At 68.3% G+C, this 26068-nt stretch carries 22 protein-coding genes; 13 read left to right on the forward strand and 9 right to left on the reverse strand.

Annotated elements, in window-relative coordinates; translation table 11 throughout:
• Position 1: 1 nt before the first annotated feature.
• A complete protein-coding gene (locus tag NVV99_RS10190) occupies positions 2-1993 on the reverse strand; it encodes a hypothetical protein (RefSeq protein WP_051424856.1) in 1992 nt (663 codons plus the stop codon).
• Positions 1994-2169: 176 nt separating this feature from the next.
• Between NVV99_RS10190 and NVV99_RS10195 the strand changes: the two genes are divergently transcribed.
• From NVV99_RS10195 to NVV99_RS10235, 9 genes are all read left to right on the forward strand, one after another.
• Positions 2170-3312 carry a glycosyltransferase family 4 protein gene (locus tag NVV99_RS10195; protein ID WP_024102011.1) on the forward strand — a complete coding sequence of 381 codons (1143 nt, stop codon included), beginning with the start codon at positions 2170-2172 and terminating at the stop codon, positions 3310-3312.
• Positions 3313-3395: 83 nt separating this feature from the next.
• Entirely contained in the window at positions 3396-3557 is a 162-nt protein-coding gene (locus NVV99_RS10200) for a hypothetical protein (protein ID WP_019290926.1), read from the forward strand.
• A 217-nt stretch (positions 3558-3774) separates the two neighbouring features.
• Positions 3775-4101 carry a SelT/SelW/SelH family protein gene (locus NVV99_RS10205; RefSeq protein ID WP_024102010.1) on the forward strand — a complete coding sequence of 109 codons (327 nt, stop codon included), beginning with the start codon at positions 3775-3777 and terminating at the stop codon, positions 4099-4101.
• Between the two features lie 108 nt (positions 4102-4209).
• Positions 4210-4866 carry a hypothetical protein gene (locus NVV99_RS10210; protein WP_024102009.1) on the forward strand — a complete coding sequence of 219 codons (657 nt, stop codon included), beginning with the start codon at positions 4210-4212 and terminating at the stop codon, positions 4864-4866.
• A gap of 129 nt (positions 4867-4995) precedes the next feature.
• On the forward strand, positions 4996-5790 hold the full coding sequence (locus NVV99_RS10215) for a hypothetical protein (protein ID WP_024102008.1): 795 nt from the start codon (positions 4996-4998) through the stop codon (positions 5788-5790).
• A 92-nt stretch (positions 5791-5882) separates the two neighbouring features.
• Entirely contained in the window at positions 5883-7397 is a 1515-nt protein-coding gene (locus NVV99_RS10220; RefSeq protein WP_024102007.1) for a hypothetical protein, read from the forward strand.
• A gap of 118 nt (positions 7398-7515) precedes the next feature.
• Positions 7516-7674: a hypothetical protein gene (locus NVV99_RS10225; RefSeq protein ID WP_024102006.1), complete on the forward strand. Its 159-nt coding sequence runs from the start codon at positions 7516-7518 to the stop codon at positions 7672-7674.
• Between the two features lie 73 nt (positions 7675-7747).
• Positions 7748-8395 carry a PhoU domain-containing protein gene (locus NVV99_RS10230; RefSeq protein ID WP_024102005.1) on the forward strand — a complete coding sequence of 216 codons (648 nt, stop codon included), beginning with the start codon at positions 7748-7750 and terminating at the stop codon, positions 8393-8395.
• A gap of 42 nt (positions 8396-8437) precedes the next feature.
• Entirely contained in the window at positions 8438-9637 is a 1200-nt protein-coding gene (locus NVV99_RS10235; protein ID WP_024102004.1) for a MalY/PatB family protein, read from the forward strand.
• Between the two features lie 16 nt (positions 9638-9653).
• Here the strand turns inward: NVV99_RS10235 and NVV99_RS10240 are convergent, their stop codons facing one another.
• Positions 9654-10775: a glycosyl hydrolase gene (locus tag NVV99_RS10240; protein WP_024102003.1), complete on the reverse strand. Its 1122-nt coding sequence runs from the start codon at positions 10773-10775 to the stop codon at positions 9654-9656.
• Positions 10776-10940: 165 nt separating this feature from the next.
• Here NVV99_RS10240 and NVV99_RS10245 point away from each other — a divergent pair, with 165 nt between their 5' ends.
• Positions 10941-12023, forward strand: coding sequence for a GNAT family N-acetyltransferase (locus tag NVV99_RS10245; protein WP_024102002.1), 1083 nt, complete (start codon positions 10941-10943; stop codon positions 12021-12023).
• Here the strand turns inward: NVV99_RS10245 and NVV99_RS10250 are convergent, their stop codons facing one another.
• From NVV99_RS10250 to NVV99_RS10270, 5 genes are read right to left on the reverse strand one after another with little or no spacing between them, the layout of a single operon-like run.
• On the reverse strand, positions 12024-13133 hold the full coding sequence (locus NVV99_RS10250) for a cellulase family glycosylhydrolase (RefSeq protein WP_242411662.1): 1110 nt from the start codon (positions 13131-13133) through the stop codon (positions 12024-12026).
• A 7-nt stretch (positions 13134-13140) separates the two neighbouring features.
• On the reverse strand, positions 13141-14688 hold the full coding sequence (locus NVV99_RS10255) for a flippase (RefSeq protein WP_242411661.1): 1548 nt from the start codon (positions 14686-14688) through the stop codon (positions 13141-13143).
• A 12-nt stretch (positions 14689-14700) separates the two neighbouring features.
• Positions 14701-15783 carry a glycosyltransferase family 1 protein gene (locus NVV99_RS10260; protein ID WP_024101999.1) on the reverse strand — a complete coding sequence of 361 codons (1083 nt, stop codon included), beginning with the start codon at positions 15781-15783 and terminating at the stop codon, positions 14701-14703.
• The gene (locus tag NVV99_RS10265; RefSeq protein WP_144376954.1) at positions 15666-17063 is read right to left on the reverse strand and encodes an O-antigen ligase; all 1398 of its coding nucleotides are present in this window, start codon (positions 17061-17063) and stop codon (positions 15666-15668) included. Before NVV99_RS10265 ends, NVV99_RS10260 begins: the two co-directional genes overlap by 118 nt.
• On the reverse strand, positions 17060-18856 hold the full coding sequence (locus NVV99_RS10270; protein WP_024101997.1) for an alpha/beta fold hydrolase: 1797 nt from the start codon (positions 18854-18856) through the stop codon (positions 17060-17062). Before NVV99_RS10270 ends, NVV99_RS10265 begins: the two co-directional genes overlap by 4 nt.
• A gap of 177 nt (positions 18857-19033) precedes the next feature.
• Between NVV99_RS10270 and NVV99_RS10275 the strand changes: the two genes are divergently transcribed.
• From NVV99_RS10275 to NVV99_RS10285, 3 genes are all read left to right on the forward strand, one after another.
• Positions 19034-20149, forward strand: a complete 1116-nt coding sequence (locus NVV99_RS10275; RefSeq protein WP_051424855.1) for a glycosyltransferase — start codon at positions 19034-19036, stop codon at positions 20147-20149.
• A 357-nt stretch (positions 20150-20506) separates the two neighbouring features.
• On the forward strand, positions 20507-22027 hold the full coding sequence (locus tag NVV99_RS10280) for a sugar transferase (protein WP_024101995.1): 1521 nt from the start codon (positions 20507-20509) through the stop codon (positions 22025-22027).
• Between the two features lie 93 nt (positions 22028-22120).
• The gene (locus NVV99_RS10285) at positions 22121-22579 is read left to right on the forward strand and encodes a DUF6098 family protein (RefSeq protein ID WP_024101994.1); all 459 of its coding nucleotides are present in this window, start codon (positions 22121-22123) and stop codon (positions 22577-22579) included.
• A gap of 90 nt (positions 22580-22669) precedes the next feature.
• On the opposite strand, the gene NVV99_RS10290 is transcribed toward NVV99_RS10285, so the two are convergent.
• Both NVV99_RS10290 and NVV99_RS10295 read right to left on the reverse strand, forming a co-directional pair.
• Entirely contained in the window at positions 22670-24712 is a 2043-nt protein-coding gene (locus NVV99_RS10290) for a CocE/NonD family hydrolase (RefSeq protein ID WP_024101993.1), read from the reverse strand.
• Between the two features lie 12 nt (positions 24713-24724).
• Positions 24725-26017: an acetyl-CoA carboxylase biotin carboxylase subunit family protein gene (locus NVV99_RS10295; RefSeq protein ID WP_024101992.1), complete on the reverse strand. Its 1293-nt coding sequence runs from the start codon at positions 26015-26017 to the stop codon at positions 24725-24727.
• Between the last annotated feature and the right edge of the window lie 51 nt (positions 26018-26068).

Raw genomic sequence — 26068 nt, forward strand, 5'->3', positions numbered from 1 at the left:
TTCACCGCGACTGCGGACGGCGCCGACGGGTGAGCGACCACACCGCGGCGCCCGCCGCACCGACGACGAGCAGGACGATCCCCGCGACGACCACTGCGGTCACCGTGCTGTCCGATTCCGACGACGCCGCGTCGACGTCGTCGTCCCGGGTGTGGGGATCGATGAGGGTGATCGGTTCGCGGTCGGGCGCGGTGAACAGCACGCTGCCCTCGAGTTCGAACCAGCGACCGGGCTCGGCGGCGAGCCAGTCGAGCGTCCGATCGAGTTCCTCGGGAGCACCGGTCGACGTGGCGACCAGCACGGTGCGTCCGTCGTCCCGCACGACCTGCAACGAGGCGAAGTCCACCTCGGTGCCGAAAGTGAGGCTGGTGCTCTCGCCGTCGGCGTTGCGGAACTCGAACCGGCGGTCCTCGGTGCGGACGAGCGGCAGCTGCGACTGCAGATCTTCGGGCAGGAGACCGTTCGCGGCTACGATCACTGCCGGTCCCGACGAGGCGAGCGCTTCGTCGATCGTCACCCATGCGGGGTCGAGCGGACGGCTGGTGAGCGACTGGAGCCCGGCGACGAGCTCGACGGCACGGGCGACGTCGACGAGGCTGCGATCGGAGGTGGCGACGTCGACCTTCGGCATCAGCGTCTGGGGCAGCGACGGGAAGCCGACGGGCAGCGGAGGATCCGCGAGGGTGCTGAAGACACGACTGCCGCCGTCGATGCGCAGGGTGACGGGTTGTTGCAGACCGCACTGCTGCTGCGCGCCGGTGGTGCGGAGTTCGACACTGATGTCGGTGAGCCGCCCGAGGGCCGAGTTCGGAACCGTGACGACACGGTCGATGACGCCGCTCGCGTCGGCGGCCCACGAATCGAGCATGATGTCGCCGACGGAGACGGTGATCGACCCGCCCTGGGTGGCGGGGAGCGGGGTGTAGGTGCCCTGCAGGTCGATGCGCACATCGCGCACCGGCCGCCCGAATTCGGTCTGGTCGAGGAAGAGGTGTACGTCGGCGAGGCCGAGGCCGCTCGTCTCGAGGTCGGACACGCGTAGGTCGTACAGGGTGGTCGAGTCCGGAGCGAGGATGGGCGGGACGTCGAAGGTGCCGACGGCGACGTCGGAACCGACGGCAAGACCGGACAGGATGCTGTTCACCAGGCCTACCTGGTCGAGGAGGGTCTGGGCGTCGCCTCGGACGTACAGGGCGGGCGGCCCGTCGGGCACCGGCACGACCTCCGCACCCGTCTGGTCGCCCTCGCTGACGACGATCTGCCGGACGAGCGGGGTGTCGGCTGCGGGGGGTACGCCGTTCGCCGGGAGTTCACGTACGTCCACGGGCACCTGCCGCCCGGGATACCGGGCGCTCACGGTCGCTGCGAGGTCGAGGGCGACGCCCGCTTCGGCGTCCGTGGGGTCCTCGGCCAGATACAACTCGAGGCGATCGAGGACCGGCGGGAGGTAGTCGGCGACCGCTTGCGGCGCCGCGGGTGTGCCCGCGTACCGGACCAGACCGTCGCGCAGACGTACCGAACCCAGCGTCCAGTCGTCGGGGCAGATGTTGTCGACGGCGACCAGGTGCAGATCGAGCGAGACCACCGCGGCGCCGTTCTCCACCTTCGCCCCGGCGAGCGGAATCGTCAGGGGCACGATGGCGCCACCGGGCGGCAGTTCCACGCGGGTGAGCAGGCGCCCGTCCGAGACGACGTCGATCCATCCGCGCGCGACATTCGTGGGCAGTTCGGCGGTGGTGTCCAGGAAGGCGGGAGTATTTCCGGCCGGGACAGGAAATGCGAGTGTGACGACATCGGAATTGCCACGGAATTCGATGTTCGGCCCGAGCCCGAGCTTGCGGGTCGGGAATGCGACCTCGCCCGGAGGAGTCGGTTCCGTCGGTTCGAGATCCTGCGCTGCAGCGGTAAGCGGGTTCGCGCACAACGTCATCGAGGCGGCAAGAGCCAGCACGAGGGTGCGACGGGAACGGCGACCGGTTCTGGGCGATGTCACTCGAGCAGCGTATTGCGTCCGATCACGAGAATATTGCAGACGCGGCGACAATTCGGTGTGACGTTGCGCTGTTGTAACGGAACGACGGCCGGCCTCGATTTCAGCCGACGACTCGAATCGGACGAATCAGGAGGCCCCGTGGCGGAAGCAGCGAGGGATCGGACGGTTGCGGCGCCGTGAGCGATCCGCTGTTGTTCGTCGCGCACACCGGTGAGCGGTCGGGTGCCGAGAAGGTCATGCTGATGCTCGTCGACGTCGCTCTCGCGCAGGGGCGTCGGGTCGTGGTGGCGTGCCCTGACGGGCCGCTCGCCGACGCCCTCCCGGCCGGATGCGTCCGTGTCCGGTTGCCCCGGCTGGGCATGTGGGGTCAGAGGGGAGTCGGGCGGATCGCGGGCCTGGCGGGTCTTCCGGTGCGGTGGCTGGTGGGAGCGCGCAGGCTCCGTCGCGTGCTCGCCGCGGAGCGGCCGCGGGTCGTGTGCAACTCGTTGTTCGCATTGCCGTCCCTGCGGCTCGCCGTGCTCGGCACGTCCCACCGTGAACGTGCCGGGTGGCTGGTGCACGACACTCTGTCCTCCCGAAAGCAGCGCATCGTCGCCCGGATGGGCAGGGGTGCCGTGGGTGGAGCGGTCGCCGTCTCGCGGGCCTCGGCCGTGCCGGTCCGTGAATGCGGATATCCGGTGGTCGTCGCACCGCACGGCGTCCCGATCCCGCCTGTTCCGTCCCGGTCGACATCTCCCGATGCCTCGACTCCCGAGGACTCGACTCCCGATGCCTCGACCGTGCGGGTGGGCATCCTCGCGTCGGTGACGGAATGGAAGGGACACCGCGTCCTTCTCGAGGCGGTGGCCGAGGTGCCCGGGATCCGTCTCGATGTGGCGGGGGAACCGTTCCCCGGCGACGAAGCCTTCCTCGACGAACTGCGGCGTCGCGCACACGCCCCCGACCTGCGCGGACGAGTGTCGTTCCTGGGTCGGGTCGATCCCGCCGAGGTCTTCGCGGTGTGGGACGTGATGGTCTCCGCGAGCACCTCGCCGGAGGCGGGGCCGCTGGTCGCACTGGAGGCGATGGCGCACGGTGTGCCCGTCGTCGGCACCGATCACGGAGGGACCGCCGAGCACCTGGCCGACGGCGCGGGACTGCTCGTTCCGCCCGGCGATGCGAAGGCTCTGGCAGAGGCATTGCGGCGACTGATGTCCGCTCCCGACCTGCGGAACGACATTGCCGTCACCGCGCGTCGCCGGGTGGAGGAGCGCCACGACATCGAAGTCACGTTGCCGGCCATGGTGAACGCCTTGTGGGCGACGGGCGTCACATCGTGAGGCGGCCTCGAGTATTGCTTTTGCAACCATGTTGTGATCGCCGATGTTTGGTGTTCCCGGCGGATTCGCGCACACTGTGAGCCATGTGGGTGTGGATCGCATCGGCGCTGGCGGCGTGGCTGGGCCTCTCGGCTCTCGGCGCGCTCGCGGTCGGTCGGTTCCTGTTCGTCTCCGAGAGGGAGGAACAGCTCGTCGAGATGCAGCGGGAGCAGCGCGATCCTGCGAATCCTCCCGTCGCTTCCTGACACGCCGGACGTCCGCCTGCGCGATACTCGCGAGTAACAATTTCTCGTGTCTAGACTCGGTTCCGCGTCGTCCTCCTGTCCCCCATGTGAGGACGGCCGCACGGGTCGGTTACCCCCCATCACCGGTTCGTGCAGAAGCCCCGGCCGATCCACCACCACGATTGCCGGGGCTTCACCTATTCTCGGGCCTGTTTCCGGCGGAGATATCCTGTCGCTCATGACCGAGCAGGCTCCCCGCGTCGCGATCACCTATTGCACGCAGTGCGAGTGGCTGCTGCGCGCCGGATGGATGGCGCAGGAAATGCTGAACACTTTCGGTACCGCTCTCGGCGAGGTCGCGCTCGTTCCCGGGACGGGGGGAGTGTTCCGCATCGTTGTCGACGACACGGTCGTGTGGGACCGCAAGGAGGACAAGGGCTTTCCCGAGATCGTCGTGCTCAAACGGCGAGTGCGTGATCTCGTGGAGCCGGATCGTGATCTCGGGCATGTGGATCGGGCCGCCCGGGCCGATGCCCCACCTCGTCGCGACAGCAACGACATCTAGCGGTAACGTTCTCGTATATGTGCCCGCGTTCTACGCGCGTCGGGCACGGTCGACGGCGTGCCGCTCACGAAAGTGGTCGCCGACATCGAAATACGGGGAGGAAAATCGATGAATTCTGTTGCGAAGAAGGCTGCAGTCGCGGCCTCCGGTGCCGCACTGCTGGCACTGGTCGTTCCGGGCGTCTCGTCCGCTGCGGGTCCGAGCGTCTCGGCGAAGGCGGAGAACGGCGCCATCGTCGTCGACTTCGATCTGACGCGCGCCGACGTCGACCGCGGCGTCACCTGCGTCACCTACGTCCTGAAGCCGGGCACCGTCGACACGGCCGATCCGTCGGGCCGCATCGACGCGCAGCCCGCCGGCACGAGCTTCTCGGTGACCAACACGAGCACCTCGAGCGCGCTGTACATCAAGGACGGCGCACCCTCGCAGGCCGGCCCGGAGTCGATCACCGACGGCACCTACAACGTCTTCTGGGGCTGCCAGGACGCCTCGGGTGCGCAGTACGAGAACATCTTCGACGCGTCCGGTCGCCCCTTCACCGGTGGCATCTCCGTGACGGTCGGCGACGGCGGGTCCGCACCGCAGGGCGAGTCGGCTCCGCAGGCACAGTCCGCGCCGCAGGCCGAGTCCGCGCCCGCACCGCAGGGCGAGGCCGCGCCCCAGGCCGACAATGTTCCGCCGGCCCCCCAGTCGCAGCCGGAGCCGGTCGACCCGCTCCAGTTCGCGATCAAGTTCCTGCGCGACTTGATCGGCGCCTACCTCTGATCGGAGTCCACACTCCGATCCGCACGTGACGGCATCGGCGGCACCCATCGGGTGCCGCCGATGCCGTTTTCGTGCCGACCCTGTAGATGTGGTCCGGGGTCGATTTCTGTGGCAGTGGAAGGAGAAGGGGTGGACGCCGCCTCGATCGCGACGGTTCTCGCATCGTCGCTGCAACTGCGACGTGCGTACGGCGCGAGCATGCGGCCGCTGACGTCCGGGGGCCACTGGTCCGAGGGTGACGGCTGGTGGATCGGCATCACCGCAGCCCCCGACCCCGACTACAACCTCGCGCTCGTCCACGGCGGCGACGTGACCGCTCACGCCCAGCATGTCTACGAGACGCTGACGGAGGCCGGTCACCCGTCGATCGTCCTGCTCGCCGGGGACGGCCTCGGCGCCGCCCAGGTTCTCGCCGACCACGGCTGGGTGTGTGCAGGTTCGCTGGACCTGACCTACCTCGTCGCCCACGACGCTCCGATCGATCCGGGCCTTCGGGTTCTCGGCGAGGACGACATGGTGCATGCCCGCGAACTCGCCGCCGCGACCTTCGGGATCGCCCCGGGGACCGCCGCGGTCGCCTACGCCGACGTCGTCGCCCGCACCACCGGCGTCGAGGTGATCGGGATCTTCGACGACGCGGATGCGGACGACGGGGCTGCAGTTCTGCAGTCCTGCACCCTGCTCGTCGACAGCGGACCGATCCGGACGGTGTGGTCGCTCGGCACCCGCACCGGCCGGCAACGTCGCGGATACGCGAACCGGCTGATCCGGGCCGGCGCCGCCCACACCCACACGCAGCGCGGCCCGGTCGCGATGTGCGGACTCACCAGGCCGCGTGTCACCCCGCTCTATCTCGCGGCCGGAGCGCGCGTCGCCGAGACCTGGCAGATGTGGTCCCGTCCGCGCTGGCTGCTCGGCAGCTGACGGACGTTCGGGTCGGTAACATTTGCCCGATTCGTCGCGACACACTGGCGACGTGCCCACTCCCCGGGGCGACAGCGAAAGGCCTGTGCATCGTGTCCGAACGAAGCATCCGCGACGCCGAACTGCGTCGTGAGCTCGGTGTTCCTCCCACCGTCGATCTTGTGGGGCATGCCCGCGATCTCGCTCGCGTGGCCGTGCCCGCCGCACTCGTCGCCGCGCTCGCCGCGGTCGCGGTCTTCTTCGTCCGTGACAGCGGCCCCGGGGTGTACGAGTCGTCGCTCGTCGCGGAGATCCGCTCGTCGGCATCCGTGTCCGGCAACGACGCGACCCTCGGGCAGCTCATCGCTCCCTATGTCGCGCTGTCGCAGGACTCGGCGGTCGTGGCCGCGATCGCAGCCGAGACGAACGAGGACCCCGCGAAGCTGCCGTCGAGGATCGACGTCGGCTACGGCTCGTCGCCCACCCTGCTCACCGTGACCGCCCGCGACGACTCGCAGGCAGACGCCGACCGGCTCGCGCAGACGGTCGTCACGCAGCTCGACCGCGCGCAGACCGAACGCAATCGCGTCGCCCTCGACGCGCGCATCGCCGAGCTGGACGCGGTCGTCGCCGGTCTGCGTGCCGACCTCGCCGCGAGTATCGCCACCGACGAGGAGGGCGTAGCCGATCCGGTGGTGCAGGCCGAACTCGATGCGCGGCTCGAGCAGCTCCGGCAGGCACGCTCGGGCGCGAGCCTCGAATACCTCCAGGTGCTGTCGATGCCCGCCGGTACCGGGACGAAGGTGTCCCCGATGCCGCGCGCCGAGGCCGCGGTCGCCTTTCTCGCCGTGTTCGTCCTCGTCGCCGAGTTGCTGGTCGCGCTGAACGGACGCTTCGGAGCGTCGAACAGCCCGGCCTGGGCCCGGCGGGTCGCGCGTCGCCACCGGACAGCTGTGCAGATCGAGCGCGACGATCGGGAGACGCTTCCTCTCGACACGATCGTCATGCTCGGACAGCGCGCTTCGCTCGGCGACCACATCCTCCTCCTCACCGGCGAGGGCGTGACCGTCGAGACCGACGCCTTCGGCGATGCCCGCGACCGGATCGTGTGCTGCGGAGTCGGGGAACAGTGGTGGATCCGCGCGAAGACCGAGGGGCTCGCGCTCGCCGTGATCGTGCTGCAGGCCGGGGCCGAGGAGCGAGCGCAGGCGGAGGACACACTGCGTGCCCTGGCCGAGATCGAGGTGCCCACGCGTCTCGTCCTGCTCGGTGCAGGACGCGAGTTGGTGCCCGTGCTTCCGGCCCGGCGCCGCGAAACGGCCGTGGAGGCGGCTCCCGAGCCCCCGGCTCCCGTCCCGGCCGCCGCACCTCAGCCCGCACCTGCACCTGCACCTGCACCTGCGGCGCCTGCACCGCGACCGGTGCCCGACGACCGTCACCGGGCTCCGCAGCCGGTGCCGTCGCAACCCGAGTCGCTGTTCGTCCCGCCCCAGGATTCGGCCTACCGGCAGTACCGCTACGACGAGGGGCACGACTACGGATACGCCGACCAACAGAGCTACCGGGACGGGCACGCTCATCCCGAGCAGAACGGTTACGGCGAATCTCGGGAGACGTCGCGCTACTGACCGTGTTCCCGCCCGAGTTGAAGCTTCGCGCCGACAGGCTATAGTGATGGCGGTCACTCCAGGGGATGGGTTTGGCCTGCGCAGCCGAGCATATCGGCGTCACGACGAGGAAAATGATTTGTCTATCTGCATTGCCGGCACACCGCAGCACAGCACCGCGACGCCGGGAAGCACCGAATGGATCAAGGCTCATCTCGCCCGCATGGACGACGGTGCGGGCTCCGCATCGCCCTCCGAGGACATCGCCACCGAGAGTGTCGTCGACGCGCGCCGTTAGGCTCATCTCCAGGACTGCACAGAGGACCAGCCGGGTACACGTGCCGTGAACCGGGCGACGGAGGGAGCGAGACATGAGGGAGTTGTTCCGAGGACAGCTCGACGACCTGGTCGAACGTCTCGGTGAGCTCGCTGCGGTCGCAGCCGAAGGGCTCGACCTGGCCACTCGCGCCCTGTTCGACACCGATCTCGACGCAGCCCAGGCCGCCCTCGATCTCGATGCACGGATCGCCGAACTCGACACCGACTGTGCCGAGCGAGCGGTGCGGATCCTCGCCCTGCAGGGTCCCGTGGCGGCCGACCTGCGGTTGGTCTTCTCCGCGGTTCGTATCACGGGCGATCTCACCAGGATGGGCGAACTGAGCCTGCACATCGCGCGGGTCGTACGGCGTCGCCATCCCGAGTCGCTGGTGTACGACCTCCTGCGCGACGATCTTCGCCGGATGGCCGAACTCGCCGCGCAGATCGTCGCGATCCTGCGCGACGCGTTCACCGACTTCGACCTCGAGACGATCAAGGGCACACACGCCATCGAGACCGAACTCGATGCGGTGCACTCGCGACTGCTCACCCTGCTCGAGAGCCCCGAATGGGACGGCGACATCCGGACCGCGGTCGACACCGCACTCCTCGCGCGTTTCTACGGGCGGTTCGGCGACCAGGCCGTCGACGTCGCCGATCGGTTGATCTTCTTCGTCACGGGCCAACGACCGGCTGCCTGACTTCGCCGCGCGCACTGCCGCGAACCGTGCGATTCTCTCACCATGACCCGCGACGAGCGCCTCTCGGTCGGCGGTCCTGGGGTGCCCGGGTTCGACGACCTCGACTTCGATGCTCTGTCGGTGCGGTCCGGTGCCAAGTGGGCACGGGCGGCCGCCGACGGGCTGGCCCCCGCCTGGGTCGCCGACATGGATTTCCCGGTCGCACCGCCGATCGCGCGTGCGCTGCACGAGCTGGTCGACCGTAGCGATCTCGGCTATCCCGACTGGTTCCACGGGACGCCGCTGCGCGAGGAGTTCGCACAGCGCATGCGAACGCGCTACGGATGGGAACCCGATCCCGGAGCCGTGCGCGAGCAGACGGATCTCATCCAGGCGTTGCAGCTCGTGTTGCACCTGAGCACCACGCGCGGCGATGCGGTGGCGATCCAGACACCGAACTACCCGCCGTTCCTCGCGTCAGTGCGACGGATGGGTCTGCAGCAGATCGACTTTCCGTTCGTCGACCGGGGCGACGGGTGGGTGCTCGACTTCGATGTGTTCGAGCTGTTGGCGGCGCGTCGTCGTCCGCGGGTGCTGGTGCTCGTCAACCCGCACAACCCCACCGGACGGGTGCTCACGCGTGAGGAACTCGAGCGGATCGCCGATCTCGCCGAACGGCTCGACATGCTCGTCGTCAGCGACGAGATCCATGCCGAACTGATCTACGAACCGCACCGGCATATCCCGTTCGCTTCGCTCGGGCCGGAGACCGCTGCCCGCACGGTGACTCTCACCTCCGCCAGCAAGGCGTTCAATCTCGCGGGGATGCGGTGCGCGGTGGTGCACTACGGCTCCGAGGCCCTGTTGAAGCGCCGGGACGCGGAGCCGTTCGACCTGTACGGGACGGTCTCGGTGCCGGGCGTGGTCGCGACGCTCGCCGCGTGGCGCGAGGGCGGTGCATGGCAGCGCGACCTGCTGCAGGTCCTCGACCGGAACCGTCGACGGGTGGACGAGGTTCTGCGCGAACGGATTCCGGATCTGCGGCACCACCTGCCGCAGGGTACCTACCTGACGTGGTTGAACACCGGGCCGCTCGGCATCGACGATCCGGTGTCGACCGTCCGCGATCGGGGACGTGTCCTCGCCGACGGTGGGGTGCGGTTCGGGTCGGGCGCACGCAACGTCCTGCGCATCAACTTCGCGACGTCGGGGCCGATCCTCGATCGCATCCTCGACGGGATCACCGACGCGCTCGGTGCCTGATCGTCAGCACACCCCGTCACCACACCGCGTCGGCCGGGGTGTTCGTGGACTCGAGTGTGTCGTTCGCGGCCGCGCATCCGGAGGTCGCCGAAGCGACCACGGCGCGTGAGGGCTTGGCCGAGAAGTTCTGGTAGAGCAGCCCGAAGTTCTGCTCGACGTCGGCCTGGTTCGTCCCGCGGTCGCGCATCGAGTAGACGAAAACCTTCTGTACCCAGCCGAGCCGGCGGGCCTCTGCGATACCGTCGGCGATGATGTCGGCCTGCCGTTGCGTGCTCACCGCGTTCGCGGCGGTGCCGGTCGGGGCGCCGAACTCGGTGGCCCACACCGGTGTCGCGGCGTCGCCGTACTGCACCATGGTGTCGCGCATCAGACGCATGCGGTAGAAGGTGTTCCAGCTCTGCGTGCTCACATCGGACGGCAGTGCCGGATAACTGTAGGGGTGGACGGAGAGGATGTCGAAGTACTGGTGCGCCCCGCGCGCGTAGAGCTGCTGCACGTAGGTGACGGGGGAGATGTCGGAACCGTTGTCCACCGCCGGTGCGAGTCCGCCGTTGAGGATCCGGGCATTCGGTTGCACGGACTTGACGGCCGGAGCGGCCGCGGCGAGCAACTCGACGTACTTGCCGACGTCGGGACGGGGACGGAAGAAGTTCGTCAGGTTCGGTTCGTTCCAGATCTCCCAGTGCGTCACGCGGGTCGAATAGCGCTGTGCCGCCTGCCGGGCGAAACCGGCGAAGGCTGCCGGGTCGGCGGGGTATCCGTGAGTGTCGCCGCCGCCCGCGACGCGCGCCCAGGCCGGGGTGTACGCGACGATGCCGACCACCTCGAGTCCGCGGGCCCGAGCACGATCCACCACACGGTCGGGCACCGACCAGTTCTGTTGTCCGCGGTTCGGTTCGATCACCGACCAGTCGATGTCCACGCGCAGCCACCGGGCGCCGACCGCCCGGATCGTGTCGAGTTCGCGGTCGAGTTCGGAGTCCGGCAGATACATCAGCGGTGCGCCGGCGGCGATGCCGATGTCGTCGGTCGCGCAGGTGGTCGGCGGAGGGGGTTGGGGCGGTGGAGCGCACGCTGCGAGTGCGGCGAGGGTGCACGAGAGGGCTGTGGCCAGTGCAACGTGTGCGAGACGACCCATCGACTCTCCTGATGTACCATTCGGACAATTCAGGCATCGGTCGTAACGTCGCGCCGCCGACCTGCGATTCTTGCGGTGGAGCGAGCGGCAGACCGACGCCGCGAATTCACTGTAACGAGCAGGAGGCCGGAAGATGCGGGATTCGTGGACCGAAGGTTTCGGTGCATGCGCACCGTGAATTTCGAGATCCACGACGAAACATCCGCAGTCCGGCTCTCCGCGGAATGGGACGATCTCGCCCAGGAGGTGGGTCGGCGCGTCGCGACCCGCCCCTCCTACCTACTGGCCTGGAATCGGATGGGGCGCGGCCGATCGGCCGTGTGCACCGTCCGGCGCGACGGGCGCCTCGTCGGACTCGCGCCCCTGCACGCCCGCACCCGTCTCGGGGTCACCGCTCTACGACTCCCGGCTCACGGCCTCGCCACGATAGGAACCTTCCTCGCGACCGACGAGGCCGCGCTCGCCGACCTGCTCGACGGCATCGCCGATCGGAACATGGCACTGCAACTCGACCACGTCGATCTCACCGACCCTCTCGTCGAGATGCTGCATGCCTCGCCTCGCTGGAGCATCGACATCGCCGGAACCGAGCGGTGCCTGACTGTCGATGTCGCCACCGGTGCCGGCGCCGAATCGCTGCGTGGTCGGCGCACACTGAGAACACTGTCCCGGCTCGAACGCTCGCTGGAACGCGAAGGCACCCCGGTCTCCGTCGAAGTGGTGCGCGATCCGGACCATCTCGCGCAGAGGTGGCGCGATATCACCGCGGTCGCCGCGGCCGCCGACGCACACAGCGGGCGCGACAACTTCTGTGCGCCGCCGTTCACCGCGTTCACCCGGCCGCTGCTCGACGCCGAGGCCCGCGCCGGCCGGCTGCTCATCGTGGGCCTGCTCGTCGGCGACCGATGGACGGCACACGAGATCATGTTCCGCACCGGGACCACGGCCGAGATGTGGTTGAGCCGCTTCCATCCCGAGGCACGCCGCTACCAGCCCGGCCAGTTGCTGCAGCGCCACCTCGCCGACCGCCACGACGAGCTGGGCATCGACCGCTTCGACTATCTGCTCGGCACATCGGAATTCAAGGAGCAGTGGTCGAACGGTGACTACCGGGTGGGGCGGATCGTCGCCGTCCCCACCTCGCGACCGCACCACCGATGGACCCTCCGCGCCGCGGATCTCGGAGCCGACCTCGTCCGTCCCCTGCGCCTGGCGGCGCGCGATGCTCTCACGTCGAATCGCTGCTGATCAGAGGCAACCGGGAGTGACCGCGGCCGTGCGCAGCACGTCCCAGGCCGGCTTGGGCGACCCGTCGTGTGTGAGGACCCCGAAGTTCTGTTCGCGATCGGCCACCTCGGTGCCCCGGTCGAGGAGGCTGTAGACGAACAGCTTGTCGACGAAGCCCAACGCGCGTTGCTCGGTGATCCCGTCGCGCAGGATGTCGGCCTGCTCCGTGGGCCCGACCGCGTCGGTGTCCGTGCCCGTCGGTGCCCCGAACTCCGTTGCCCAGATGGGCTTGTCGGAATCCCCGTGCTCGACCATGACGGTGCGCATCTCGCGCATGCGGTAGAAGGAGTTCCAGTCGGAGGTCGAGGCGTCGGACGGGAGAGCGGGATAGCTGTAGGGATGCATGCCCACCACGTCGAAGGCCGGCGACACGCCCTGATCGTACAACTCGGTGAGGAAGGTCGTCGGGGCGATGTCGGAGCCGTTGTCGGTGCCGGGGGACAGGCCGCCGGTGATCACCACCGCCCCGGGGTCGACGTTGCGGATCGCCTCCGACGCCGCCACGAGCAGGTCGGCGTACGCGCCGACGTCGGGTTGCGGGGTGAAGAAGGCCGTCAGGTTCGGCTCGTTCCAGATCTCCCAGTGCGTGACACTGTCCGAGTAGCGATCGGCGACGTCGCCTGCGAAGCGCCCGAATTCGCCGGGGTCGGCAGGCATCCCGTGCGGATCGCCGGGGTCGGCCTCCGACGTCCGCGCCCAGTGCGGAGTGTGGGTGAGCAGGCCCAGCACCTGCAGGTCGTGCGCGTCGGCCGCGGCGACGACCCGGTCGGTGCCCCTCCAGTCGAAGCGTCCGCGCGCGGGTTCGATGATCGACCAGTCCATGTCGAACCGGATCCAGCCGGCGCCGCTGTCGGCGACCTTCGACATGTACGCGTCGAGGTCGTCGGCGTCGAGGGAGTCGAGACCGGCTCCCGTCGCGACCCCGAGACTGTCGGCGGTCAGATCTGTTCGGCAGTCGCGTGCCTCGGTGCTCTGGGTACACGACAGAGCGAACACACCGACAAGGGTGAGAACGGCGCGGAGCGGCATGGACCGCGACACGCGACGCGGCATCGACCGCGAAAGGGACACTGCAACCTCAACGGGACTTGACGAGACCGGCGAGGCCGAGCCCGCCGGTGATGGGAAGGACATGGGTTCCGGCCAGAACACAGACAGCCGAGAGGACAGCGGTGACGGGCCAGGGAAGATCGTAGCGTTCCGCGAAGAGCGACATCCACACGGCCACCGAAACACCCAGCATCGCGATCGCCATGGTCTGGGTGAAGGGGAACAGACCCCTGATCCGGACGCTCCGGACCACCACGATCCAGATGGCGACGAGCATCGCAGCCTCGGTGAGCACCGTCGCCAGCGCCGCCCCGTCGAACGACATGCGGGGGATGAGGACGAGGTTCGCACCGATGTTCCCGGCGAGCGCGGCCAGTGCCACCCACGGGTAGACGCGGTGGCGTCCGGTCGCGATGAGCACCATGAGACCGAGTTCGGTGAGCATCGACAGAGCGCTGCCGAGCACCAGCATGCGCGAGGCGCCGGCCGCCTCGGCGAACCGCTCGCCGTAGAGGAGGGACAGCACGCCGTCCGCCGACGACCAGAAGGCCGCGGTAGCGGTCGCGCCCAGCACCGCGAGGAGCATCGCCGCCTCCCGCGTGCGCTGCCGGAACATCTCGCTCTGCGCCGGCCAGGTGGCGACCAGCAGCGTGGTCACCGGACCCACGACGGTCGACGACACCATCGACAGCAGATCGGCGAACTTGTATCCGACGGTGTAGAGACCTACCGAGTCGAAAGTGTCCATCCGCCCGAGCATCAGCACGTCGATCTTCGACAGCAGGGTGAGCAGAGCGAAACCGATGCTGAGGGGGACGGCCTCGACGAGCATCTCGCGCCACCGCCACAACTGGGCACGTGCGGCGGGCAGGGGACCGGCCTTGCCCGCTCGCACGCCGCGCACGAGGATGCCTGCGCCGACGACCTCGTTGATCACGGCCGGCACGACGAGCACGAGCAGCACCGGATTCCACAGCACCGCGGCGATGGTGGCGATCAGCTGCGCGAGCTGGCCGAAGGTCTCGGCGACCGCGACCGATGCCATGCGTAGTCGACTCTGGTACATCACCGACAGGGCGTTGTTGGGCGTCGCGATCACCACGACGAGACCGGCGATCACCGTCGCCCAGACGACATCGGACGAGTATCCGAGCAGCAGCACGTACCCGATGGCCAGCGCGTACCCGAGCAGACCGAGCACACCGCGCAACGCGATGAACGCGGTGGTGACGTAGGAGACCTCCCACGGATTGCACTCGACGAGCTTGGCGAGCACCACTCGGCCCACGCCGAGATCGGTGACGACGGACAGCAACCCGAGCAGGCCGAATACGAAGGAGAACTTGCCGAAGTCGTCCGGTGCCAACGCGCGGGCGACGATCATCGAACCGGCCCAGCCCATCGAGGCGACGGCCAACCGGCTGCCGAGCATCACGACGGTGTTGCGTCGCGCGGCCCGCCCGTCGAGCTCCAGGGTCTGCGGTTCGTGGAGAGTACCGCCGGGGTCGTGCGCCGCGACGATCCGCTCCATCACGACGGTTTCGGCCATCCGGTCGGCCAGCGAATGTCTACCCACGCGACGGCCTCGTCAGATTCTCAGGCCCGCGGAGCGGTAGGCATCGCGCGTGAGCTCGGCGGTGCGCGTCCATGTCGAGGTCGCGGCGACCTCGCGTCCACGGGTACGCAGCGCATCCGCGGTATCACGGTCGTGGACGACGACGCGCAGGGCCGCGGTCCACGAGGTCACGGTGTGTTCGGTGACGAGCAGCGCTCCGTCGTCGACGACGTCGGGCAGTGCACCGACAGCGCTCGTCACCACCGCCCCACCACACGCCATCGCCTCGAGCGGCGGTAACCCGAAACCCTCGTAGCGTGAGGCGTATGCGACGGCGGTCGCTGCGGCGTACAGCGCGGGAAGGTGTGCGGTGGGAACGTAATCGAGACCGATCGAACCGGCCGGTGCGTCGGGTCCGGTGGATCCGGCTCCGGCGAGCACCAGCGGGACGTCGAGGATACGGCACGCGTCGGCGACGAGCGCGACGTCCTTGCGGGGTTCGACGGTGCCGACCTGCAGGACGAACCGTTCGGCCAGCCCGTAGACCCGGCGGATGTCCCGCACCTCCTCGGGAGTGGGAGGTTTCGCCCACGCCGCGGGGGCGAGCGGGGTGACCGCCGCGTCGCGGCCGCACAGCGCGTGGAGACGTTCGGCGGTGAAGTTCGAGACCGCGACGAGCACGTCGGCCCGTCGCATGGCATCGCGCAGCAGCGCGCGCTCACCGGCGGCGCGGTACTTGCTGAACGCCCACGGGGTGTCGAAGACGGCGAGATCGTGGAACGTCGAGACGGTGACACCGGAACACAGGACGGGCAGGTCGACGTCGAGGCTGTGGAACAGGTCGACCCCGCGGACGGGCATCTTGGCGTACAGCATCCGCCGCACCCCGTCGGCGACCGGTCGTACCGACGGGGTCACGCGAGGGGGCAGTTCACCCACGGCATCGCACTGCACCGTCGCGCGCAGCGCAGCCGAGGGGAACAACGGGTCGAGCGCGGTCAGCAGCTCGCGGACGTAGGTCTGGACTCCACTGCCGGACGGACGGAGTGCGAGGGCGCCGAATCCGATGCGGTGAGCGAGCTTCGGTGAGGTGACCAGTGTTGCGTCAGTGCGCATCCGACAGTTCCTAACAGTAGCCAGAAATAGACGTCGAGAGGGAAGATCTCGAGATAGGTCGCCACGGTGGAGGCGACCGCCGCCGCGACGATCGTGCCGCTCACCCCGAGTGCGAGTGCGGCGTCCTGCCCGCTCAGCACCCGGGATGCACGCAGCGTCGAGACCGCGGCGCACACGAGTACGAGGACGAACAGCCACACGCCGATCGGGCCGAGTTCCACGGCGAGCTTCATGTAGTAGTTGTCGGGCTGATAGGGCATGAACCCGAACTGCACGGCCGCCGTGTACGACAGTTCCGACAGCATCGGGTTGCTCTGGGCCACCGTGTCGGCGGCAGCCGAGCCGGTCGCGCCGAGACCCTGACCGAAGGGGTGCACCCACAGCGACGACAGGGTCTGCGACCAGCCGTCCCCGCGCTCACCGAGGCTCGACGAGGAGAACAGTGGAGCGAGAATCGAACTCGGCACGGCGAAGAGGACGAGCGGTGCGAGCGCCGCGGTGGCGCCGAAACCGAGGAGCAGGGTGCGGTAGCGGTGGACCGCCAGCCACAACAATGCGACGGCGAGACCGATGTAGCTGGCGCGCACGATCGTCACACCCATGCCCAGCACCATGATCGGTGTCGCGCACAGGAACAGTCTGTTGCGGAGCCGGTGCGGATCGGCGAAGGAGACCGAGCACCCCACGATCAGTCCGATCATCACGAACAGGCCGAAGGCGAAGGGTGTCGTGAACGTGCTGAAACTGCGCAGGATTCCGCCGCTGATGCGCAGATGCTCGTCCCAGCGGTAGCCGAGTTCGGCGAGTCGCTCACCGCCGATCACCTGTTGCGCGAGTCCGATGACGGCGGTGACGGCCGTCGTGCCCATGAGGATCGTCACCAGGTGGTCGCGGTCGCGGGCGTCGAACGGTGCACGCCACAGGATCACCGGGATGACGAGGTAGAAGTAGGTAATCTTGATGGCGATGATGCCGGCGAGCCCCGAGACGAGCAACGCCGACAGGACTCCGATTGCCACCCATGCGACCACGGCCGGCCACCACGGATAGGACGGTGCCGGCAGCCGCCGTCGGTAGGGGCTGACGAAGGTCGCGGCGAGAGTGAGGAGCAGCAGCCCCTCCTTCCACGGCGACAGTGATTCACCGCCGGGGACGATCGCGAGCAGGCCGTGGAACGGCGTGAGCGCGGCGATCGCCAGCAACCCGCGTTGGGGTCGCCGCCAGAGCAACACTCCCAGCACGAGCACGACCGGAACGGCGAGCATCAGCAGGGGAGTCATGAGACGTACTCGCCTGCAGCGGGATCCGCGGTGCGGGACCCGAAACGGGAGAGCACGGTCGAGGTGACCGCCGTGCGGAGGAACTCGCGCCCGTCCCGCTGCCGACCGCTGTGCTCACCGACCTCCCTGGTGAGGATGTCCCCGGTGAAGCCCCGTCGGCGCAGGCGGCGAAGTCCTTCTTCTCCGCGCTGGGTCAGGAACCACCGGTGGTCCTCGGCGGACAGCACGACCGTGGTCGACACACCCGCGCGACGCAGTGCCTCCAACCCGACCTCGGGAACCTGGGTCACGCCGATTCGGCCCAGCAGCAGCCACAATGGATAGGGCAGGTACTTCTGCGCCCACGGTTTGATGCGGGCTCGCAGGGAGATCGTCTGCGGTTCCGCCGGGGCTGCGATCGCCGGAACATCGGGTGCGTTCGGACCGAGATCTGCGCGCAACGACTTCCGGCGGTGGGTGCACCACAGGATCACGTTCACGAGCACGGCGGAGTGTGCTGCACCCCGGAGGGCGACCCACGACGAGTACCACGCACCCGAACACAGGCCGATCACCACCAGGTCCTGCGGATCGATGCCGAGGGCGGCGACAGCATCGAGGGCGTCGCGGTCGGAGTCGTCGGAGTACAGCGGCGTGGGCGTCGCCCCGTGTGCCGTGCCGGTATCGCCGACCCCGGTCCGGTCGAACCGGATAGTGGAGATGCCGTGCGCGGCGAACTCGCGTGCGAGCTCGACCCAGAGACGACTCGGGCCGAGTCGGTGCTCGTAGGCGGTGCCGAAGAACAACACCGTCGGGGTGGACCGGCGCGGGGCGCCGAACCTGCCGGTGTCGAACCCCTCGGTGTCGAACCCCTCGGTGTCGAACCCCTCGGTGTCGAACCGTTCGGGGGCGACCCCGTGCGTGCGCAGCGCGAACATCTCGTTCGGGCCGAGATATTCGACGCTCTCGTGGATCGGGAGCCCGGAGTCGGTGGTCGCGACGACCGCGCGGCCGCACTCGGGGAAGTGGACCTCGCGGGTGGCAGCCGGCGCGCCCGCAACTACCCAATCGGCGATCCGGGTGAGCTGCTCGATCGGGATCGCGGAGTGGAGTGTGCTGGGGGTGACGAAGGATTCGTGGGCGTCGAGGGAGAGCTCGTCACCGCCGAGTGCGGTGGCGAGCGCCGACACCGCGGCGGTCTCGCGGGCTGTGGGTCGGGTCGCGAGCAGGGTTCGTGTGCCGTTCAGCGACCTCGGATCGATCTTCAGGGCGCCGAGCGCGTCGGCAGCTTCGGGGGCGAGAACCCCGCCGACGATCGAAACCCGGGGGTCTTCGGGATCGTCGGCGCCGAGGGCGAGACGGTAGAGGGCGCGTTGTTCGCGCAACATCGCTCGGCCCGAGACGATCGGATCCCACAGCACGACGGCGTCGGCCCGTCCGCACTCGGGCAGTGCCGTCGCCGCGATCAGTGCGCCGGCGCGCAGTCCGACGACGGTGATGTGCTCGGCGCCGCTCGCGCGGGCCGTCTCCACTGCGGTGACGACGCTGCGCTGCCATGCCGCGACCGCGTCGGGCGAATCCTGATCGCCGGCCGAGTCTCCGGTGCCCGTGTAGTCGAAGCGCACTGCCGCCAGTCCCCGCTCGGCGAGTTGCTCGGCGAGAGCCTTGACGCCTCGATAGGTGTCGAGGTGTTCCTTGCCGAGGGGTGGGCACAGCACCACCGCGCCGCGCGCGCGGCGGTCGGCGGGAAGGTGGACGTGCCCGAGGATCGGGGACGCAGGGTCGCCGAACCACGACGCGTGTCGCACATCCACTCCGTGACCTCCACTGTCGAGGGGGTGAAAGAGGGGGTGATTTCCCGCCCCGTCTCGGACCCTGAATCTTCTTGCCGTTCGGACGCATTCGTATCGAGGGATTGTGCCGACCCGTTACCTCTCGGCGTCGGCAGGGTCATAAAGTACCCTCCCGATCGGCTCGGGGTCTTCGGAGGGATGGCTGTGCCTGGAATCTTGGTGCACGAATGGATCGCACGCGACGGAGGTTCGGAGAAGGTTCTCGACGAGTTCGTCCGCACCTTTCCCGACGCCGACGTCCTGTGCCTGTGGGACGACGCCGACCGGTATCCGGGGCGGACGGTGCACGAGAGCGGTCTGGCACGCACACCTCTGCGTAGGAGCAAGGCGCTGGCGTTGTCGGCCATGCCGTACGTCTGGCGTCGCCGACCCGGTTCGTACGACTTCGCCCTGGTCAGCTCGCATTGTTTCGCCCACCACGTGACCTTCCGGGGCGCACCGAGCGGGTTCGAGAAGTTCGTCTACGTACACACTCCGGCGCGCTACCTGTGGAATCCGGAACTCGACGATCGGGGTGCCTCGCTCGCGGTGCGGTGCGCGGCACCTCCGTTGCGTGCCCTCGATCGGCGTCGCGCGCGGGAAGGTGCACACTTCGCCGCGAACAGCGATTTCGTGCGTCGTCGCATCGAGCGGGCCTGGGGTGTCGAGGCGCGTGTGATCTTCCCTCCCGTCGAGACGGCCCGCATCTCGTCGGTGCCCGACTGGCGTGACGAACTGTCCGCCGCCGAATCCGCCCTGCTGGAGGGGCTTCCGGAGACCTTCGTGCTGGGGGCGTCGAGGTTCGTGCCGTACAAGCGACTGGATTGGGTGATCCGGGCAGCCGACCTCGCCGGGGTGCCGGCGGTGATCGCGGGATCGGGGCCGGAGGAGGGCCGGCTGCGGCAGCTCGCCGACGAGGCGACGGTGCCGGTCCACGTGCTCGCTCGGCCGTCGGACGCCCTGCTCTACGCGCTCTACCAGCAGGCCCACGTCTACGTCTTTCCTGCGCTGGAGGACTTCGGGATCATGCCCGTCGAGGCACGTGCGGCAGGGGCGCGTGTGGTCGTCAACGCGCTCGGAGGTGCTGGTGAGACGGTTGCCGAGGGGGTCGACGGGTTGTGTTTCCGCGAGGACAGGGTGGAGGCGGTCGCCGAGTGCATCGCGGCGATCGACGGTGTGCCGAAGGGCCGTAACGAGGCCGTCGCCGCGCTGTCCTCGGAAAACTTCCGGCAGCACATCCGCGACTGGGTCGGGGAGGGGATCGGAACGGCGTGACTCACATCATACTACCGACGAGTAGACGAACTCTTGTCGCCGGTTCGTCTCTGTTGTACCTTTCTCCCGGGTCGGGGGCCTGCTGATGGGGTTCGATGGGGGATCGTCATGGCTCACTGCCGCCGGCCGGGCTGCGTTCGTCGCCGCTTCATGAATGTGTTCTTTGCTGAAGTAACTACGCGCACAAGTAATTCGAGTTACGCGTAGCTTCTTCGCTTCAGGGTGGAATCACCCGCGTCACTGTGATCCGTTGCACTGAAACAGGATTCGCGTTCCTTCGAGAGAACGGACATAATCACCGAATCGTTCATCTGGCTGTCGGGGCCACTTCGCGTGGAGTAGGCAAGCAGGAGAAGTATGGGGATCGGACCCGAGTTGGCGCGCCGCAACGCGCCGACCCACGACACGAGCGACGGTCACGGAAGTGTCCCGCGCAGACAATGGCAGCGCACCTATCTCCGGTCGCTGGCGATCACCGACACGACGATCGTCGTCACTACCGTCGTCCTGGCGCAGGGGGCCGGAACGATGATCGGTGGACCGGTCGACCCGGGGTCCTCGGTGACCCGGGGACTCGCCTCGGCGATCGTGGTGGCCGGCCTGTGGCTTGCGATTCTGGCACTCAACGGAACTCGCAAGAAGCCGATCGTGGGCAGCGGCGAGGAGGAGTACCGGCTCGTCACGAGGGCGACCCTGCAGACCTTCGGTCTGCTCGCGATCGCCTCGTTCCTCGTCGACTCGTTCGCCACCGACCTCGACACGATCCGGGTCTACGTGTTGCTGGCCATGCCGGTCGGCCTGGTCGTTCTGCCGCTCGGACGTCGATGGTGCCGTCGTTCGATCGAACGCCGGCGTGTGCGGGGCGAGTTCCGGACCTCGGTGCTCGTCGTCGGCTCCGAACGCGCGGTGGATGCGATGGTCGGATCGTTCGTCCGCGACACCTCGGCCGGATACCGCGTCGCCGGTGTGTGCACCACCGGGTACACGGGGGAGAGCGGGCGCACCATCACCGTCGCCGGACAGGAGATCCCGGTACTCGGTGCGGAAACCGACGTGATCAACGCCGTCAAGCTCTCCGGCGCCGACACCGTCGCGATCGCTGCCGGAACGCACTGGGGGAACGGTGATATCGGCGAGCTCGCATGGGAACTCGAGCCGTATCGCGTCGATCTCGTGGTGGCTCCCGGCGTCACCGACATCGCCCTGCCGCGACTGTCGATGCATCCCGTGGGTGGGTTGCCGTTCGTGCACGTCGAGGAGCCGCAGTACCGCGGGTCGCATCGGATCGCCAAGACGACCTTCGACCTCGTGTGCGCGGTCCTCGCCCTCACGATCGCGGCGCCGGTCATGCTTGTGGTCGCCGCGCTGATCAAACTCCAGGACGGCGGTCCGGTCTTCTATCGGCAGGAACGCGTCGGCCTGGGCGGCACCGTCTTCCGGATGTGGAAGTTCCGATCGATGGTCGTCGATGCCGACCGGATGGTCGATACGGTCCGCGCGCAGACCGGTCAGGAGGACGCGACCTTCTACAAGTCCGCCCGCGACCCGCGGATCACGCAGGTGGGACGGTTCATCCGCCGCACCAGCATCGACGAACTGCCACAGCTGTTCAACGTCCTCGCCCGCGACATGAGTCTCGTGGGGCCGCGTCCCCTCGCGGTGGGTGAGGGCGAGAAGATCCCGGGCTTCGTTCCGCGCCGCATCCTGGTGCGACCCGGCATGACGGGATTGTGGCAGGTCTCCGGGCGATCCGATCTGTCCGAAGCCGACCGCATCCGCCTCGATCTGTTCTATGTGGCGAACTGGTCGATGGTGCAGGATCTGCTCATCGTCGTGAAGACGGTGCGGGCGGTGCTCGCGAGCGACGGCGCCTACTGACCGACCGCGCTGACCCGACCGCGGTGCGGGGTTTCGCGGCAGGGGAGCGGGGAACTCTTCGAATTCGTCCTGGAGTATCGGCAGGAGGAGAAGGTGAGCACGTCCGTCCGAAGTTTCCATCCCGACCCCGACGACATCCCGCTGATCACCTCACTCGACCAGCTCGCCGATCTGGCGACGGATCCGCTGCTCTACCTGCGGTACTCGAAGGGGCCGGCGGCGGACGCCGAGGACGGACCGAGCCGCGACTACGAGGCGAACGTGACCTTGCCGGGGCTCTCGGCCACCACGCTCTCTCCCGAACCGTGGTGGCGACGACCCGTCAAGGACTGGGTCGCCCGTCGCGTCTGCAAGTACTCGGAGCTCGCCGAGGAGGACGGGCGGTTCGCGTGGCTTCTGACCGGCAGGATGGCCGGGCGCGGTCCCGACCACGAGCCGCTGCTCGTCGACGTCCGGCCCCATGCCCGCCTGAGCAAGGGTGTGCTCGACGAGGCGAAGAAGTGGTACGACGAGCACTTCGACGTCGGCAACGATTCGCGCAGGAGCGCCTGAACACTGTTCGCGCAGAACGCAGGAAGCCCACCCCGCGCCACGTCGCAGGGTGGGCTTCCGTTGTGATTCCGTCAGGCCGGATCGCCGTCGTCAGACCAGATCACGCGGGATCCGTCGCTGCCAGCTCTCCGAGTGGACCCGTCGATCGCCGTGATCGTCGTCGAGTTCGAAAGCGTCGAGCTCGGCGTTGATCACGAACTCCTCCGTGGTGGACGTGAGGATCGTGCGGGTACGGACCTCGGTGCGCCAGTCGTCCCTCTCGTAGCGGCGCAGGGTCTGCGTCTCGCCGCGCACCGAGTTGGGATCGTTACCCCCGAAACTGAACCACTCCTGGGTGCGACGCCGGATGACCGTACCGGTCTCGTCGATCCGGAACGACCCCTGGTCGTCGAGGATGTCGAGCGTCGACACGCCGGTCGCGAGGTCGCGGGTGGTCCGCCAATGGTGCTCGCCCGGCTGCAGCAGGGTGATCCCGAGCTCCGGAGCCGCTTCCGGTTCACCGAATTCGCGGAGATGCGCATCTTCCGCTCGGGACGGGCGCACCGGCAGATACAGACCGCCACCGGTGTACACCGTCACCTCGGCGGGTGTCGGCGACGGCCACGCCAGCGGGAAGTAGGAGGTGGACAGCGACAACCGCAGACGGTGACCTGCCGGGAACACGTGGCCCATGCCGTTGAGCTCGATCCGGACGCGATAACGCCGTCCCGGTTCGAGAGCTTCCGGTTTCTCGCTGCTGTCGCGATGCGTGAGATTGAGCAACCCGTAGGTCACGCGTGTCGCCTCGCCGTTGGGCGCGACGTCGGACAGCCGGGCGGCGAGCATCGCCACCGGTCTGTCGGGCGAGACCTCGAGCTCCAGCTCGGGACGGCCGAGAACCTCCGTCGTGGTGTCGAGCGCCTCGGTCTCGAAGACGAGCGCACCGCCATCCTCCTCGCGCTGATCCGACGGCAGGTCGGGAGTCGCGGCGTAGGACGCCCACTTGCCGGCGAACATGCCGACACCCAACGGGGATTGCAGTGCCAGGGGCCGTTCGTCGACGGTGAGGGTGCCGTCGTCGTCGGGATGCAGCGCGTACCGGTCGAAGGTGTAGCGGCGGTTCTCGATATTCGGCGACGGCCACGACGGTTCGGCCACCCAGCGGCCCGGACGTTCCGCGTAGGACGGGTTCGGTTCGATGGAATCCTGCATCCAGGCGCGCACCATCGGTTCGTCCATCACTCCGGTGTCGACGCCCTTGAGCCAGTGGTCCCACCACCGCACGACCTCCTGCAGGAAACCGATCTCCGGGCCGGGGACCCCGAGATGCGGGTACTTGTGGCCCCACGGTCCGATCAGCCCCTTGCGGGGGACGTCGAGATGTTCCATCAACCGGAAGATGGCATTGGTGTAGCCGTCGGCCCAGCCACCCACAGCGAGGACCGGGCACTGCACGGAGGAGTAGTCCTCATTGACGGAGGCGCGCTTCCAGTAGTCGTCCCGGTGCTGATGTTCGAGCCACTTCTCGATCCACAGGCCGCTGCCCTCGAGACGTTCGTGCCACATCTCGCGCCAGCGATCGCCGACGATGGCGGGATCGGGAGGCAGGCTGTTGAAGGCGAACATCACCGTCGCCTCGGACAGGTTGTCGGACAACAGGCAACCACCCATGTAATGCATGTTGTCGACGTACAGGTCCTCGGTGGCGGAAGCGCTGACGATGGCCTTCAGGGCGGGTGGCCGGCGTGCCGCGACCTGCAGGCTGTTGAAGCCACCCCACGAGATGCCCATCATGCCGACCGAACCGTCGCACCACGGTTGCGCCGCAAGCCATTCGATGACCTCGCAGGCGTCGTCGTGCTCGTCGGCGAGGTACTCGTCGCGTAGCACCCCGTCGGAGTCGCCGCTGCCGCGCATGTCCACCCGCACGCAGGCGTAGCCGTGGCCGGCCATGTAGGGGTGGTTCAACGCGTCACGTCCGCGCGTGGAGTCCCGCTTGCGGTACGGGATGTATTCCAGCACAGCGGGTACCGGATGTGCTTCGGCGTCGACGGGCAGCCAGACCCGCGCCGCGAGCCGAACGCCGTCGCGCATCGTGATGAAGACGTTCTCGATGACACGGACCTCATGGGGGAGGTCTGTGATCGTGCGCATGTAGTGCTCCTCCTAGTCCTCGGGTGCCGGATCGAAGGCGAACGGAAGTGTCTCCAGGCCTTCGTGATAGCGCTGCTCGAGCTGTTCGACACTGTCGGCGCCGATGTACATCGTGCCCAGTTCGTAGCGGTAGGCGTCCTGGTTGGGCAGATCGGCGAGCCGGTCACCGGGAGCGACGTCGATGCACACCAGCGCGCCGGGGATCCGTTCGCGGAGACGGGCGATGTCGGCTTCCGAAGGCACCGAGGTGACGATGCCGTCCTCGTAGTGCGGGATGATGCACTTCGCCGCGACGGCGTATTCGCCCTGCCGGTACGGCATGCGGGGCTGCCGGCCGAGGGCGATGTCGATGGCCACCTCGTGGTTGGAGCTGCCGTCGACCTTGGCGAACAATTCGCTGTGCGACTGGGAGATCCGGGTGTTGACCTCGATCAGCCAGAGCTTGTCGTTCTCCTCGTCCCACATGAACTCGGAGTTGAAGCAGCCGTTGTCGAAGCCGACGTGGCGCAGGTAGCGCTCGGTGATGTCGATCATGCGTGCCTGCACTTCTTCGGGCACGGTGCTCGCTGGGTAGTCGAGACGTTCGAAGCTGTGCCCGGCGGCGTCCTTGCGCATGTCGAACACGCCGTGGACGTTGAACTGTCCCTGGAACATCGTGCCCTCGGGGGCGGCCTGGATACCGCTGACGACCTGCTCGGCGAGGCAGGTGGTGCCCGAGCTCTTCCCGATCTCGTCGGGGAGGTCGACGCGGCGCAGGACCTCGTCGAAGGCGTTACCGACGAGTCCGATCTTCTCGCGGATCTCGACGAGGGCGTCGGCGAACTCCTGCTCGTTGTGGATCTCGAATCCGAGTTGCGACGAATGCGACTTCACCGGCTTGACCCAGAACGGGAAGTCGAGCTCGATGCTGTCGAGGGCGTTGTCGTCGAAGGGGTCGAACGAGTTGAACTGCGGGACGCACTCGGGAACCGATTCCTTCTGGGCGAGACGGCTCCAGTACTTGTGTTCGGTGGCGACGATGCTGCGCAGCGACGGCGAGGGGATGTTCCGTTCGGCGGCGAGGATCGGGGCGAGGACGCTCGTGGGGAAGTCCCAGTGGGCGATGATCCCGTCCACGCTGCCGGGGAAGTCGTCGAGTTCGCGCCGGCAAGCGTCGAGAAGATCGTCGAACACGTATTCGTCGGGCTCCACCAATGTTTCGTAGTCGAGGAGGCCGTGGAAGCTCAGCTGGTCGGCGCCGCGTACGGTCTCCAGTTCCTTGCGCTGGATGTCGGTGAGTCCGAGGACGAAAATGTTGGTGCTCATTGATGAAGCCTTCCCGCTCCCTCACGTCACAAAACAAACCGGTAACGAAAC

It is taken from the genome of Rhodococcus sp. PAE-6 (assembly GCF_025290685.1).
GTDB lineage: Bacteria > Actinomycetota > Actinomycetes > Mycobacteriales > Mycobacteriaceae > Rhodococcus > Rhodococcus pyridinivorans.